Below are 15,308 nucleotides of genomic sequence, written 5' to 3'. Positions count from 1 at the left end.
ATGCGCTATTGGACCGGTGCATGCAGCGTTTTGACCGTTTAATAAGTCGAATGAGGAGAAAGTACTTAACTCCCAATTATAATTTATATTAAAGCGTAAAAGTAATTCGACAGACCCTCTTATTATAAGGAGTTCTTTGAGGACTATGTCGGTTGTTTACCCTCCTCAAAATTTATGAAAAGATTTTTACCCATTCTTCTTGCACTGGTATCCAGTTGCTCTTTAAGGCAATATACACTTCAAGTTGCAGATCCACTTCAGTTATACGGCCAAGGAGGTGTCGACCTGGCACCAGTTACTGAATTGCGAATTGACGACACTCTCACTGTCATTACAAAAAGCAAAAAAAGACTGGCGAAAACATCGAAGGCGTATTACAAATCAACTGCCTATTGGACGATGGGCGCTTCACGCAAAACAAAAATTATTCGAGTTAGGCGGTTAAGCCGGAAAGCATACAAACGCAGTTATGCATTATACACCTTCTCTAATGAGACATCGGAACGTGCCAGCGGGAACACCAGCCGCCGAGCAAGTACAAGCAAACCCTATAGAAGCACTCCGAGTACCGGCGCCACCATTTACACCGGTCCACGTGGCGGCCATTACTACATAAATTCAAAAGGCAATAAAGTGTATGTAAAAAGCGGAACAGCGCACTCGTCCCGAAGCTCTGCCCGCCGATCATCATCATCGAGTTCATACCACAAATCCTCTGGATCCTCCTACCGAAAGTCTTCTGGCAGTTCCTTTCGGGGATCCACGGGCAGTTCGTACCGCCGAAAATAAGCGTTCACTATAAACCTCCCCTAATTCATGAAAAAGCTATCCTACCTAATTTACTTCTTAATGTTCTTCACTGCTACCGCTTGCTCTTCCGACGACGTCGATCCGGGGGGCGGAGGATGCGGCACACATAACGGAAAGTCGCTACACAAAGGCCCCCAAGGTGGCTGCTATTACATTAATTCAAACGGGAATAAGACGTATGTTTCAAGGAGTGAGTGCAACTGTTGACTTTTAATATCCCTAATCATGAAGTTTGGATTTCGAAAGCCGTCTATAAAGAAGAGAATTGCAGCAAGAACAAGTGTGAAACGAGTTGTTCGCCTTAGCCTTGGTTTGAAAACCCAGAAGAGAGCATGCATTAAATAGTTGAAAATTTTTCTATTTTTAGGACGGTATAAATATGACCGATGTGCCGCCGAAACACAATGTCAAACCTCACCACCCGGCTTATTGTTAGCAGAATCAACACCATGAAACCGAAATCTCTTACAGGAATTTCCAGTCTGCCGGGCTCCGTCGTGGCAATTCGATTTATTGTGATATTTATTAGCTTTGTATGGTCTTCATTAATAATTTCAACAATTAATTCATCAAGTTTTCATTGGCCGGATGCAGTCAACCTCCTCTATCCAAGCGTACTTGTAGCATGCATGTTATACGCCCTAATGAAGTTCTCAGGCATCTTTTACAATGACGAAAATGTGATAATTCAAAACTTCTATGGGAAAGTGATTTACCCGAAATCCGAATTCCTTGACATCCGAATTGTATCATCATTTTTCTCGCTGTATCAGATCTGCTTTCGAGATGGTCGCAAATTCTTGTTTGGCGAACCTAACCGTTATCTGGCATTCGCTGACAGTACGGCCAGCAAAGTAGAAGAAATGAAGAAAAAATTACTTTGAGTTTGTCGAAGATTCGAATAATAAAATAGAGTCTATAACAGGTTTAATGCCTTTAAGTTGTCAGCAGATAAAATTGCCAACACAAACCCTCATAATAAGACCCGTTTTGCCATTTATCCAGATTGATTGCATCAGGATTACGATTAGTTTAAACCTCACCTCTCAATGGCCCGATATTTATTTCCGCTGGTTTTAGTTTTTATCCTCTCATGTAAAAAAGACAAGGATCCGGTTCCCGATCTGACTCGTGATCTCGTTGGAGTCTATCAGACAAAAAACACTCAGGAGGTCCTTGACGATATTAACGTGACTATCACAGTTCGCTGGACAATTGATAAATTGTCTGAAAAAGAGATTCGGCTGACGCACGAGGAGGAAACGGTTTTTGATGGGGACGGATGGCAGGATTATATTGATTCAATACCACCCAGGAAAGTAATTTTCGACAAGGTTGAACTGACTGAGCCTGACAAATTCCAAATAAAACAAAAGGTAGAGTCGACGATCGATGGCGTAGTTCAATCCTCGGACATCGAGATTACAGCAGAGCTCGCGGGCAAGCATCTGGCCGCCAACATTAAGGAGACATTCAAAGGAAGTAGTTACCAAGGGGATGTTTTGCTGAAAAGGCAGTAAGGCAACAGCCCCCTCAATCCCCTCGCCTCATTCCTAAACACAATCGCCATTATCAAAAAAGCTCCGCAACGGCATGCGGAGCTATCTCAAAAATCAATTTACACGGGCTATTGGATAGCCGCATTCAGAAATCGACGATTTTGTTAAAAAACGGCTTTGGTTGCAGTTTTTCATCAAACAGCAGCGGGTAATCCTTCCGGCCGCGCACGGGAAAGTTATCCAGCCAGGTCGTTTTGTCCGACACATTCCAGAAAGTAACGCCCGTAAGTGCACCGCGGTTTTTACGGAATGTATTGAAAAGCATTTCGTACTGCGCGGCCTGCCTGGTAAAAGCTTCCGCCGGCACGGGGGCATTGTCTGCCTCCGTACGCTCGCGCCGGCCGTGTTCTTTTACGTGCACCGACACGTCCAACTCGGTAACCTGCACCGCCAGCCCCAGGCTTGCAAACCGGCTGATCGACTCTTGCAATTCGCTTTCCGAAGGCTCATATACAGACCAATGCCCCTGCAAACCTACGCCATGTATGGGTACATTCTTCTCTTTCAGTTTTTTGACTAACTGAAAAATCTTCTCCCGCTTGGCACGGTTCTCGGTGTTGTAATCATTGTAAAAAAGCTTTGCGACAGGGTCGGCGGCATGGGCATATTCGAATGCTTTTTCAATATAATCCTCCCCGATGATCTCATAAAATTTCGACGCGCGGTAAATGCTCGTCCCTGTGTCGGGTACGGCCTCATTTACCACGTCCCAGGCGTAAATCTGCCCTTTGTAACGCCCCACGACGTCGGTAATGTGCTGTTTCAGGCGTTCGAGCAGCACTTCGCGTGTCACTTGCCCACCCGCGGTGTCGGTGAAAAACCATGAGGGCGTCTGGTTATGCCAGCAGAGCGTGTGGCCGCGCACTTTCATGCCGTTCTTTTTCGCAAATGCAACGATCGCATCGGGCGCTTCCCAGGCATAGCGGCCGGGCTCCGGGTGGATCGGGCCCATTTTCATCGCGTTTTCAGGTGTAATACTGTTGAACTGCTTCGCGATGAACTCCGCCTCCGGCCCCGAGAGGTTCCTCGGAGCCACGGCCACGCCTACCGGAAAGTAATCTTTGTAGGCATCCTTCAAAGTCTTTTGCTGCGCCAATGCGGCGGTCGACGCCAGTAGCGCGGCCAGAAACAGGGGAGTTTTTTGCATACCTATATTTTTACACTTTTACCCGTCGCTACCGATTTATAAATGGCTTCCACCACGCGGATATCGCGCAGGCCTTCTTCACCGGGGGCGATCAGGTCGGTGTTGTTTATGATGGCGAGGCAATCCTCATCCATTTGCTTGGCTTGCTGGCTTTTGATGGGGAAATTAATGAGGGTGCCGTCCGACATGCTTCCTTTGTTGCCGTTGTAACCGGACTGCGGCTCCATTTTGAGCCAACCTTTTTCGTAGTTCACTTGCAGGTAGTTCATATTAATCCCAAAACTGGTCTGGCATGCTGCCTTCGCCCCGCTTGGAAAGTCGAGCATAAACATCATCGTTTCTTCTACCTCCTTATAAATGTCGGGACGGGTCGTCGACGCCTGTGCGATCACGCTCACGGGCTCCTCACCCGTAGCCAGGCGCGCGCCCTGCAATGCGTACACGCCCATATCGCCCATGCAGCCGCCTCCCAACGCCTTTTTCTGCTTCCAGTGATCAGTGCGGGCGTCGAAGTACCCGGCGGCGCTGTTGACCATCTTCACTTTTCCGAACTTCTGTTCTTTTGCCACTTTCATGTAAGCCTGGATATTCGGGTCGTGCTGGCAACGGTAGCCGATCGCCAACTTCACCTTGTTGCTTTTGCAAGCCGCGATCATCGCCTCGCAATCGGCCACGGACGGAGCCATCGGCTTTTCGCAAAACACGTGCTTACCGGCTTTCGCGGCCCGTACCACGTACTCGCGGTGCATGGACGGCGGCAATACGACGTACACGATGTCGATGTCCGGGTTCTTAGCGATCTGGTCGAAGTTCTGGTAATTGTAAATGTTCTTGTCGGGAATGTTGTATTTGGCTTTCCATGCCTCGGCTTTCGACGGTGTGCCGGTAACGATGCCGGCGAGATAGCATTTTTCCGTCAGTTGCAGCGCGGGGGCGAGCAGGTCGGTGCTGTAATACCCCAGGCCCACGAGCGCGATGCCGAGTTTATCCTTTTTCGGGGAAGTAGCGGCGATCAGCGGGTTTCCTGACAACAAAGTAGCGGCCCCGGCCAGGGTTAATGTCGATAAAAAATCGCGTCTTTCGATTTGCATAGCTTGGATGATTGAATGCTTTTTGGATGAGATCATCGGCACGGATGCGCCGGTACAGCTTTAAAAGCCGGTACCGGCGCCCGTTTCACTAAAATATTGGCATTATTTCCGTTTGTTGAAGCACAATCGACACGATCGTGCCGGCATCAGGGTACAATCGGGACGATCGCGCCGGTCGCGTCACGCACGAGCTCGCGTACCTTCATGTTACGCAAGTGGGTTTTTCCCGATAATTCCGAATCATGGTAAAAAATGTACCATTTGCCTTTGAACTCGACAATGGAATGGTGGGTCGTCCAGCCCTCTACCGGTTTCATAATCACTCCCTTATAGGTAAATGGCCCGTAAGGCGAGTTACTTTCCGCATAGCAAAGCAAATGCGTGTCGCCGGTGGAATACGAGAAATAGTATTTGCCATTGAACTTGTGCATCCATGCGCCTTCAAAAAACCGGCGGTCGTGATCTCCGCCAAGTAGCGGCTTACCATGCTCATCCAGAATCTGTACATCACGGGGCGTTTCGGCAAATGTGCGCATATCGCCGCTCATTTTGGCCACTTTGGCGCTCAATGCAGGCTCCTGATCGTGGCCTTTCCCCAGATCAGTGGAAAGCGTTTTGTCATACTTCCCCGAATACCAGCGCTGCAATTGCCCGCCCCAGATACCGCCGAAATACATGTAAGTCTGCCCGTCGGTATCGGTAAAAACGGCCGGATCGATGCTGTAACTACCCGGAATCGGCTCAGGTTCTGCTCTGAAAGGCCCCGCAGGCGATTTGGAAGTAGCTACGCCAATGCGGAAAACGTCCTGCTTGTCCTTGACCGGGAAGTACAAATAGTAAGTACCGTTTTTGAATGCGGCGTCAGGCGCCCACAACTGGCGCCCCGCCCAGGGAATGTCTTTCAAATCCAGCACCACGCCATGGTCGGTTACCTTGCCGCCAATAGCGTCCATCGAATACACGTGGTAATCCCGCATATTGAAATGGCCGCCCTCATCGTCCTGCGGCACATTGGCCTCGATATCGTGGGAAGGGTAAATGTAAATTTTGCCGTTAAAAACATGTGCGGACGGATCGGCGGTGAACAGGTCGGTGACCAACGGTTTCACTTTGGCTTGCTGGCAAAGGCCCGTTTCCAGGCCAATGCTGCCAATTGCCGCCAGGGCCATGAAACCGGCCGATAAAAAGCTGCGGGTCATATGAATAGGCTGATTAATAAGGTTTAATATCCGGAATTTTGTGGAAAAGCAGGACCGTCCACTACTCTATCGATCTGCGACTGAGGAATTGGCCTTAACATATTGAAATCCTTCACGTAAGGTGCCGCTTCCTGGTTCCACTCCTGCACGCGGCGTACGAGCGATCGCGTCCGCACGAGGTCGTGCCAGCGCTGCCATTCGCCGAAAAATTCGCGGCTGCGCTCGTCGAGGATAAAATCCAGGGTAACATCCGCTGCTGTGATGGTCATCGCTGCGACGGCTGCCGCATTCTGAGCGGTGGTATTGCTCTTGCGGTATGCCGCACGCTGCCGCACGACGTTGATCAGGCTGGCGGCCTTCGCAGCGTCACCGGCTTTGAAATACGCCTCCGCACCGGTCATGTACACGTCCGAAAAGCGGTACAAAACGCAGGGACGCGTCGAGGGATCGTTGAAATTAGCCCCTCGGCTCGGGTCCATGAATTTTTTCAATGCCGGGAAAATTCCATTGTTCCACATGCTCGGTGGCACCACAATGCCCTTGAATGGCCGGGTACCGACAAATTGCGGCGCGCCAGGCACCTCGTAGTCAGGCAGCCACACGGCGGTATCCTGTCCAACAACGGTAGTATAGCCGATCCCGCGGCTGTTGTTGGCCGCATTGGCCGTATTGGTAACGGAAGTATTGGAAATGTAAACGGTATAAAACGAGTTGGCGAAACGCGAATCCACATCCCGATGGGTAAATGCCTGATCGAGGAAGTAGTTCTTGCCAGCGTGCGGGCCGGTGGGCCATTTGTCGGAGTTAGGACGCATGCGGACATACGGACGACCGTAGTATGAATCACGGATCATGCCCGAAGTACCGCTATTGACAAACCCACCCGCGGCGTTCTTGAAGGAATTGATACCGCTGTTGTTGGGATAATTCCAGTTTGTAAACCATGGCGAAAGATTCTGCGCCGCGCCGCCGCCGGCTGCTCCACCGACATTGTAATAGCCATATTTAGGATCGAGGACGTGATCGCTCACAAACATGGTTTCCTTTCCATAGTCATTGGCGGGTACGAACGCATCGCCGTAATCCTGCCAGAGATCCAGCCCGTAAGCCGACTTGCTGGCGATGATCTCGTCACATAATGCAGCTGCTTTGCTAAAATCCGCCGCGGTATTGTTCAGCCAGCCCCGGGTGAGGTATGCTTTGGCGAGCAGGAACTGCGCCACGGGTTTGGTAGCCGCTTTGCCCAGGAACGGCGCAGTAGGCTGGTTGGGCAGATCAGCCGCAGCTTCTGTTAAATCTTTAATAATCAACTCATACGCCTGCGCCGCGGGCTGGCGGGACGCCGCCTGCGAGGGCACGGTGATAAACTCGGTATGCAAAGGCACGTCGCCCCAGGTTTGCACGAGGTAGAAATACCAGAAGGCCCTGAGGAACTTGGCCTGTGCGAGGTATTGCTTCCGGGTCGCCTCGGGCAGGTCGATGGTCTGCCCGTATTGCAGCACGCCGTTCAGGGTATTGATATCCTGGAACGCAACGCCCCAGGCCGAACCGAAGTTACTGCCGTTCAATCCATTATAAGTGTAAGGAATGGGCGTTCCCGCGCTGAGCCCCTGGATAAACTCGTCGGTACCGGCCTGCATTTCGACGGTAAAACCTTCGGTCCCCCACTGGCTGCGGATATCGTTATACACCCCGGCGATGCCGCCGAGCACGCCCGACGGGCTATTGAAATACGAGGGGACGATCTGGGATTGCGGATGTTCTTCGAGTACTTTTTCACAACCGGAGCTCAGCAATGCGACCATGCCGGCGGTGATGAATATTTTGATGGATTTCATAGTCGGATCAGAATTTAAGGTTTACGCCCACGGTGAATTGCCTTACCGGCGGGTTATTGAGGTTTACGGCGATTTGTCGCTCCGGCGCGCCGCGCTCGCTGGCCCCCTGGGGGTTGAGCGTCGACTGTCCGCTGGCATAGCTATTTCCTTCCGGATCAATCGCCAGGTTATCCTTCACGAGCGGTGAATAGATGATGAACGGGTTGGTGAGGTTCACGTAAATGCGGGCCGACGAAGCGCCGATCTTCTTGATCACATCGCTCGCGAACGTATAACCGAGGTTGATGCTCCGGCATTTGATGAACGAGCCGTCGTAATACCCGAGCGTCGATCCGAAGTTGGCAACCGCACTGCTGGCGTCGGGTGCCGGGAATGCGTTGGTCGGGTTGGTATCGGTCCAGTAATCCGTTTTCACCTGGTTAACACGGCTCTGGTTGAAGAATGCAAACCCGCCCGAACCTGTGGAATTACCTGTCAGATAAGGCACAAGCACTTTCATGCCCATCCGCGCATAGGTAACGATCGAGGCATCGAAGTTTTTGAAGCTGAAACGGTTGGTAAGGCCGCCCTCCCATTTGGGTTGGAAATTACCCAGGATCTGGCGGTCGCTCGCGTCGATTTTGCCGTCCGCATTCAAATCCTCGACCCGGATTTGCCCCGGATATTGCACAGGCGACACCTGCTTGGCCAAAGTACCGTTCTCCGCGTCGGCAAGCTGCCAGATGCCCAGTTTTTTGTAATCATAAATCACTGAAAGCGGCTGTCCGACAAACCATCCCGCGCCAAGATTGGCTTTTTCCTGCGGTGTGGTCAGCTGGGTGATTTTCTCGCGGTTGAAGAAATAGGTCGCGTCCACGCTCCAGTTGAACCCTTTCGGTTTTCTGGCAATCTCAAAAGTAACGGCCACTTCCAACCCCTTACCTTCGGTTTTCCCCAGGTTTTTCAGGGTAGAACCGGCGCCATTGCTCGGCGGAAGCGGTACCGACAGCAAAATATCCTTGGTTTTTTGGTGGTACCAATCCACCGAACCGGTAATGCGGTTATTCAAAAAACCGAAATCGACTCCAATATCGACCTGTGATGTCGATTGCCAGCTCAGGTTGCTCGCCGGGAGGCTCGTAACGGTGTAGGCCAGCTGCTGCCCGGCGGTACCCGTTCCGAAATTGTAGTAACCGGCCGATAATGCACCCAGTGTCGCATATGCGCCCACGTTGCGGTTACCCGACACGCCCCAGCCGCCACGCAGTTTCAGGTTCGAAACAAAATCCACACTTTTCATGAACCGTTCCTCGATCACATTCCAGCCAAGGCCGATGGCCGGGTAGTTGAAATACTGGTTACCGGGCGACAAAGTGGAAGAACCGTCCCTGCGCAAGGTCAAAGTCAGCAAATAGCGGTCGTCATAGCTATAATTGAGCCTTCCCATGTACGAAAGCAGCCCGGTTTCCGAAAAAGAGTTACCAAAATCCGAGTTCGCGACGGGCTGACCGGACGCCAGTGAGAAGTTGGATGTTTTGATGTAATCCGCCGGTACGCCCGTCACGGTGAAACGGCTGCCCAGTGAGTGGTTTTTGGTATATTCATACAATGCGGTGAAGCCCAGTTTGTGCTTATCGGCAAAGGTCTTGTCATAATAGAGCAAATGTTGGAGGTTCACATCCCAGTACTCGGTATTGCTGATCTCGGCGGTGGACGAGGATTGAACCGTTGCCGAATTGAAGTAAGTCAGTGGGCCGTTATAGCCATTGTAGTTCGACTGGCTGAAATTCAAACCTGCATTGAACCGGTATTTCAGACCCGGCAGAATGTTCACTTCCGCGTACAGGCTGTTAAATGTACGCACCGAGCGTGTGCGGCCAAGATACGAATCCTTCTTGGTTATGATCGTGAGCGGGCTCACGCCGGCGGCATCGATGGAGCCTTCGGACGGGAACATATTTACACTTCCATCCGCATTGTAGGGCGAAGCCAGCGGCGTCAGGCGCACGAGCCCACCCGGCACACCGCCCCCGCCGGGCGTGTTCTGGTAGGTAAGGGTATTGAGCGTGTTCAGTCCGATCTTGATATTCTTCCCGATCCGCTGATCGATGGTAGCGCGAAGGTTGAAGCGCTGGAAATTCTGATTAGGGATAATACCCGTTTCATTGAAGTACCCCAAACCCAGCGAGTATTGCGTGTTTTCAACGCCGCCCTGCATACCCAACTGGTGATTAGACATGAAACCGGGCTTGTAGATCAGGTCCTGCCAATCGGTGGACACGCCTTTGTCGAGGGCTTCCTGTTCTTTCGGCGTGAGCAAATAGCCCGACGTTCCCGGACTGGTACGGTTATATTTGGCCGCATCCGCTTTAAACTGGGCATATTCGGCGCCATTCATCACGTTGAATTTGCCCATGATGCGTGTCTCTCCGTGATAGCCGTCGTAGCTGAACACCGGCTTGCCGACCTTTCCTCTTTTCGTCGTCACGAGGATCACCCCGCCCGCGCCGCGCGAACCGTAGATCGCCGTTGCGGAAGCGTCTTTCAATACTTCCAGGCTCAGGATATCGTCGGGGTTGATGTCGTTCAAACCTCCGAATGGTATCCCGTCGACCACCACGAGCGGGCCGTCAAGACCATCGCTCGATCCGGAGCTGGTCGTGAGTGTACGGTTACCCCGGATCCTGATCTGTCCCTGGGAACCGGGCGTGCTGCCATTACTGATAATGGACACCCCCGCCGCGCGGCCTTTGAGCTGGCTGATCAGGTTCGGCGCAGGCACCTCTTTGAGCGTCGACTCGCTCACCGAAACTACCGAGCCGGTTACGTCCCGCTTACGCTGCGTTCCGTAGCCGACCACTACCACTTCTTCGAGTACTTTATGATCGGGTGCGAGCGATACGTTGATGACCTTCTGGTTTCCTACCACCACCTCTTTGGAGGCATAACCTACCAGCGAAAACACGAGCACCGTTTGCTCATTGTCCGGGATGGTAATCCTGAAATTCCCATTCTCGTCGGCGATCGTTCCGCGCGTGGTGCCTTTAATAAGGATACTCACTCCCGGCAGTGCATCGCTGGCCTCCCCGGTAACCTTTCCGGTTACTTCCACATCGGCAACGGCCTGGCGGACGTGCCTGTTCAAATCAGTTTCCGATGCACGGGCGCCGTCGGTGGGTGCCAACGTCATTGCCAGCATCAGCGGCCATCCCATGGTCGCTAATGTGCAGAGCCGGTTTCTCTTGTTCAGTAAAAAATAGCGCATTGGCTTGCAGGGTTTTTGTTGAAAATTTTTATTTGTCATTTTGACAATATATTTTTAGAACATAATGATTCCAATAATTTATGGTAACCTGACAATGGACAAAAGTAGTATGACCGCCACGCCGGCCGTGAGCACATTTGTTTAAACTATGGGAACAAATGTTCAAAAACGGGCTAAAAGTGGCGGATTCAGGGACAAAGTTGCATTTAACCCATCCCGGAGGATGGAGAAATACCCGTTTTCCTCGTCTTTACAGTAAATCACCTTTCATTGCACAAACCTTGATACGAATCCGGCCGTTGCTGCACTTTCTGATGAGCTTGCCGTTGCTGTTTGTATGCACCGGACGGGTGGCCGTTGCCCAAAACGAGCCGCCCCGTTTCACCGCCATTACCTCCATGGACGGGCTCTCTTCCAACACTGTAACCGCGGTCCTCAAAGACCGCTACGGACTGCTCTGGTTTGCGACCGACGACGGCCTCAGCAAGTTCGACGGTACGGGCTTTACCGTTTACCGGCATCGGAAAACCGACTCGACTTCGCTGAAATCAAACGACGTTTCGGCACTCTACGAGGACCGCGCAGGCCGCATTTGGGTAGGAACGATCATCGGGTCACTGCATTTGTACGATCGCCGGAAGGACTCATTCGTCAGGATCAAGACTCGTCACAGCATTAACTCCCTATGCGAGGATGCACAGGGCAAAATCTGGGCAGGTACTACACAAGGCCTTGTTATGATTGACCCGAATACATTGCAGATCCTGCCATTCACTTCCGTCCCGGGCACCCCGCCGCAGGTGGCAGGCAAGCACGTCCACCGGATTTTCCGCGACCGGGACCGGCAAATGTGGGTCGGGACCGGCAATGGGCTTTTCAGATTTGTAAGTAGACAAAACCGGTTCATCCCCGTCGATTACCGTGGTACCGAGGTCTATCAGGATGGGGCCGACTTCGTAACGGCCATCAGCCAGGATAGCTCTGGCAATATGTGGATCGGGACGCAGCGTGGCCTGTTTACCCTTTCTGCGGATGGCAAACCAGCACGGCGGTTCAGTTACCAGCCAGGAAGCAGCCATTCGATCAGCAACAATATGGTCTTTGCTATCGCCGCGCAAAGCAGGAACGAGGTATGGGTCGGCACGGACGGCGGGCTGAATATCATCGACCCGCGCACGGGGCACGTCACGCACCACACGCCCGACCCGCGTACGCCGTTCAGTATAACGAATAAGTCTATACGTGCCATCTTCACCGACCCCGCCGGTATTACCTGGTTGGGCACTTACAAAGGCGGCGTCAACAAATACGATCGTAACCTGACGCTCTTCGGGCTGAAACGCTGCGATCCCTACGACCCGTATGGCCTCAGTGCACCCTTTGTGACGTCGTTCGCAGAACATCCCGACGGCCGTATTTTTGTGGGAACGGACGATGGCGGCGTGAGCCTCTACGACCGCAAAACCAATCTTTTCCGCCAATATGCCATTCATGCCCGCAACAAGGCTGCATCGGCGGGCCTGGCTGTTCTTTCCCTGAAACTGACGTCACCGAATGCGCTCTGGATCGGCACATTTCAGGACGGACTATTCCGGCTGAACCCCGCGACGGGCGGGTACGATCAGTTCCTGCAAGGTCCGGAAGCCAATTCATTGAGCAACAACAACATTTTTTCACTGACTCTCGATAAAAAAGGGAAGCTGTGGATCGGTACAAATGGCGGAGGCGTCAACATATATCACCCTGAAACAAAGCAATTTGAAAGGCTTTTCACCCCCAACACCTCCCTGCTGAAACGCATTATCCCGCTGAATGCTTACATCCGCGACATTTTAGAGGACCGGCACGGAAAAATGTGGATAGCCTCTCACGGCACCGGCATCGCCGTTTTTGACCCTGAAAAACGGGTTTCGATCCTGCTCGACCGCGAAACAGCAGCACTTCCCAGCAACAATGTCCTCTCACTCCTGGAAGACAGCCGCGGCAACATCTGGGCAGGTACCGGCGGCGAAGGGCTCGCGCTATTCGACCCGAAAACACGCAAATTTGTCACATTCGGCGTCGACAACGGGCTGCCGAGCGGGATGGTCAACAAGGTGCTGGAAGACGCGCAGGGACGTATCTGGGTGAGTACCAATGAGGGAGTCAGCCTGTTGGATATGCATACAAAGAAATTCACCAACTACACTGCGCATAATGGCCTGCAAAACAACACTTTCGCATTGGGCGCGGGCCTGCGAACGTCCGACAATGTGCTGTTTTTCGGTGGTATCGCGGGTTTTAACTACATCGATACCCGCAGCCTGAAAAAGCACCAGGGCCAAAACCATGTTATACTCCGGGAGCTGAAAGTCGGGAACCGGGCCGTTACATCCGCCGATGCGGGCATGATCGACGCCGATATTTCCGTCGCGCAATCGATCCGGCTCGATTACAAGCAGAACTTTTCGATCGGTTACGGGGCGCTTAACTATACCAATCCCGAACAGACCAGCTACCGGTACCGCCTCGTGGGACTGCAAAATGAATGGCAGCAGGCCAGCCACGCTACCACGGCCAGTTACACCAACCTCAGCCCCGGCGATTACCGTTTCGAAGTACAGGCCAGCAGCGACGGCAGCGATTGGGGCTCTCCCCCCACGACCGTTGCAGTGACCGTGAAGCCGCCTTTTTACCTCACCGTTTACGCCTACATGCTCTATGTGCTGGCGCCCATTGTGGCCGTGTACCTCATGCGGCGACGTGGTATCCGCAAGCTGCACCGGAAGTTCAGAGACGAGCAGGCGCGGCGCGAGACCGAACGCAAACAGGAGCTCGACAGGTTGAAAATCAAGTTCCTGACCAATCTTAGCCACGAATTCCGGACGCCTATTTCGCTCATTCTCGCACCGGCGGAAAACCTGCTCGCGCAGGAATCGCCCCATCAGCCCCAGATTTCGGCGATCCGGCGCAATGCCAAACGGCTGCTCAATCTCGTGGACCAACTGCTGGATTTCAAGAATTTGCAGGAACAGGAATTGAAAGCCGATCTCCGCCGCGCCGATATTGTGCCTTTCGTCCGCGACGCCTGCGACTCGTTCAGCGACCTTTCGCAACGGAAACGCGTCCGTTTCACGTTCGACAGCTCCGTCGCGCATCTGCTGATCGATTTCGATGCCGACAAGATGGAACGCATTTTGTTCAACCTGCTTTCCAACGCATTCAAATTCACGCCGGAAGGCGGCGAAGTGGCGTTACAGCTGAATTGCGGAACCGACGACACGCAGCAAAACTGGCTGTATATCAAGGTATCCGACACTGGAATCGGCATTTCCCCGGAGCATTACGAGAAAATTTTCGAACGCTTTTTCCAGGACGATGCCGACGCCTCCGTGCTCAACCAGGGCAGCGGGATTGGCCTGTCGATCGTGAAGGAATTTGTGCAAATGCACGGCGGATTCATTACAGTTGGCAGCAATGGCGGCAGAGGCAGCGTTTTCACGGTCGGGCTTCCGTGCGAAACCTGGGTGTTCGACCCCGTCGAAATTGCGCCTGCCACCCCGCCCGCCGAACCTGCTTCCGCTGAAAACGTCCTGAAAACGACAAGCAAAGCCCTGCAAACCGGTTTCGACGAAGTGCCCCGGATACTGATCGTGGAGGACAATGCGGAATTCAGGCATTATCTTAAAGAAAACCTCGAACCGCATTACCGTGTGCTGGAAGCGGCCGACGGCAAAGAAGGCTGGCAAAAGGCATTGAGCTGCCATCCTGAACTGATCGTGAGCGACATCGCCATGCCCGAAATGGATGGGCTCGCGATGAGCGAAAAGATCCGGTCCGACAAACGGACGAGCCATATCCCGATCATCCTACTCACGGCATCGAGCGGGGAAGAGCAGCAGTTGAAAGGGCTGAGCTCCGGCGCGAACGATTACCTGACCAAGCCCTTCAATTTTGAAATACTGAATGTAAAAATCAATAACCTGCTGCTGCTCAACAGGCTCCTTAAAAATGTGTATTCGAGGCAAATACAAATGACAGGCCACGACGAGGCGATCGAATCCGGCGATGTGAAACTGCTGCGCGATATGCTTTCCTACATCGAGGACAACCTGAATTCGGCCCAGCTCAGTGTCGAAAATCTCGCGCGGCACGTGGGTATGAGCCGCGGCACGCTCTACACCAGGGTGCTGGAAATCAGCGGACAGAGCCCGATTGAATTCATCCGGTCGATCAAACTGGAAAAGGCAGCGCTATTGCTCGAAAAAAGCGATATGAACGTTTCGCAGATCTCGTACACGGCCGGGTTTGCTACGCCCAACTATTTCACGAAGTCGTTTAAGGCCAAATTCAATATGCTGCCTTCGGAATACAAGGCGATGAAACGACAGTCTATTTTACAAGTATCCCATTGAATTATAACACTTTAAATACCTTCGGA

Annotated in this window: 9 protein-coding genes; 4 read left to right on the top strand and 5 right to left on the bottom strand. The window is 52.5% G+C overall.

Going from position 1 to position 15,308, the window contains the following annotated elements; translation table 11 throughout:
* The first annotated feature begins 174 nt into the window (after positions 1-174).
* The 3 genes from ACQ4MZ_RS18225 to ACQ4MZ_RS18215 all read left to right on the top strand — a co-directional run bounded on the left by ACQ4MZ_RS18225 (position 175) and on the right by ACQ4MZ_RS18215 (position 2,330).
* Entirely contained in the window at positions 175-789 is a 615-nt protein-coding gene (locus ACQ4MZ_RS18225) for a hypothetical protein (RefSeq protein ID WP_430847040.1), read from the top strand.
* Between the two features lie 425 nt (positions 790-1,214).
* The gene (locus ACQ4MZ_RS18220) at positions 1,215-1,694 is read left to right on the top strand and encodes a hypothetical protein (protein ID WP_430847038.1); all 480 of its coding nucleotides are present in this window, start codon (positions 1,215-1,217) and stop codon (positions 1,692-1,694) included.
* Positions 1,695-1,859: 165 nt separating this feature from the next.
* On the top strand, positions 1,860-2,330 hold the full coding sequence (locus tag ACQ4MZ_RS18215; protein WP_430847036.1) for a hypothetical protein: 471 nt from the start codon (positions 1,860-1,862) through the stop codon (positions 2,328-2,330).
* 124 nt (positions 2,331-2,454) lie between these two features.
* Here the strand turns inward: ACQ4MZ_RS18215 and ACQ4MZ_RS18210 are convergent, their stop codons facing one another.
* From ACQ4MZ_RS18210 to ACQ4MZ_RS18190, 5 genes are all read right to left on the bottom strand, one after another.
* Positions 2,455-3,516, bottom strand: coding sequence for an endo-1,4-beta-xylanase (locus tag ACQ4MZ_RS18210; RefSeq protein ID WP_430847034.1), 1,062 nt, complete (start codon positions 3,514-3,516; stop codon positions 2,455-2,457).
* A gap of 2 nt (positions 3,517-3,518) precedes the next feature.
* Positions 3,519-4,607, bottom strand: a complete 1,089-nt coding sequence (locus ACQ4MZ_RS18205) for a Gfo/Idh/MocA family protein (RefSeq protein WP_430847032.1) — start codon at positions 4,605-4,607, stop codon at positions 3,519-3,521.
* A 146-nt stretch (positions 4,608-4,753) separates the two neighbouring features.
* The gene (locus tag ACQ4MZ_RS18200) at positions 4,754-5,806 is read right to left on the bottom strand and encodes a glycoside hydrolase family 43 protein (RefSeq protein WP_430847030.1); all 1,053 of its coding nucleotides are present in this window, start codon (positions 5,804-5,806) and stop codon (positions 4,754-4,756) included.
* Between the two features lie 23 nt (positions 5,807-5,829).
* Positions 5,830-7,644 carry a RagB/SusD family nutrient uptake outer membrane protein gene (locus tag ACQ4MZ_RS18195; RefSeq protein WP_430847028.1) on the bottom strand — a complete coding sequence of 605 codons (1,815 nt, stop codon included), beginning with the start codon at positions 7,642-7,644 and terminating at the stop codon, positions 5,830-5,832.
* A 7-nt stretch (positions 7,645-7,651) separates the two neighbouring features.
* Entirely contained in the window at positions 7,652-10,888 is a 3,237-nt protein-coding gene (locus ACQ4MZ_RS18190; RefSeq protein WP_430847026.1) for a SusC/RagA family TonB-linked outer membrane protein, read from the bottom strand.
* A gap of 281 nt (positions 10,889-11,169) precedes the next feature.
* Here ACQ4MZ_RS18190 and ACQ4MZ_RS18185 point away from each other — a divergent pair, with 281 nt between their 5' ends.
* The gene (locus tag ACQ4MZ_RS18185; RefSeq protein ID WP_430847023.1) at positions 11,170-15,282 is read left to right on the top strand and encodes a hybrid sensor histidine kinase/response regulator transcription factor; all 4,113 of its coding nucleotides are present in this window, start codon (positions 11,170-11,172) and stop codon (positions 15,280-15,282) included.
* Positions 15,283-15,308: the final 26 nt, after the last annotated feature.

This window comes from Dyadobacter sp. BHUBP1 (genome assembly GCF_050587785.1).
Lineage (GTDB): Bacteria > Bacteroidota > Bacteroidia > Cytophagales > Spirosomataceae > Dyadobacter.
The sequence above is the reverse complement of the archived record's forward strand: the minus strand, read 5'-3'. Positions and strand labels throughout refer to the sequence as shown.

Bases quoted from the DNA above. Each gene is read 5' to 3' on its own strand.
- ACQ4MZ_RS18225 (WP_430847040.1), top strand. From the start codon at position 175: ATGAAAAGATTTTTACCCATTCTTCTTGCACTGGTATCCAGTTGCTCT.
- ACQ4MZ_RS18220 (WP_430847038.1), top strand. From the start codon at position 1,215: ATGTCAAACCTCACCACCCGGCTTATTGTTAGCAGAATCAACACCATG.
- ACQ4MZ_RS18215 (WP_430847036.1), top strand. From the start codon at position 1,860: ATGGCCCGATATTTATTTCCGCTGGTTTTAGTTTTTATCCTCTCATGT.
- ACQ4MZ_RS18210 (WP_430847034.1), bottom strand. From the start codon at position 3,516: ATGCAAAAAACTCCCCTGTTTCTGGCCGCGCTACTGGCGTCGACCGCC.
- ACQ4MZ_RS18205 (WP_430847032.1), bottom strand. From the start codon at position 4,607: ATGCAAATCGAAAGACGCGATTTTTTATCGACATTAACCCTGGCCGGG.
- ACQ4MZ_RS18200 (WP_430847030.1), bottom strand. From the start codon at position 5,806: ATGACCCGCAGCTTTTTATCGGCCGGTTTCATGGCCCTGGCGGCAATT.
- ACQ4MZ_RS18195 (WP_430847028.1), bottom strand. From the start codon at position 7,644: ATGAAATCCATCAAAATATTCATCACCGCCGGCATGGTCGCATTGCTG.
- ACQ4MZ_RS18190 (WP_430847026.1), bottom strand. From the start codon at position 10,888: ATGCGCTATTTTTTACTGAACAAGAGAAACCGGCTCTGCACATTAGCG.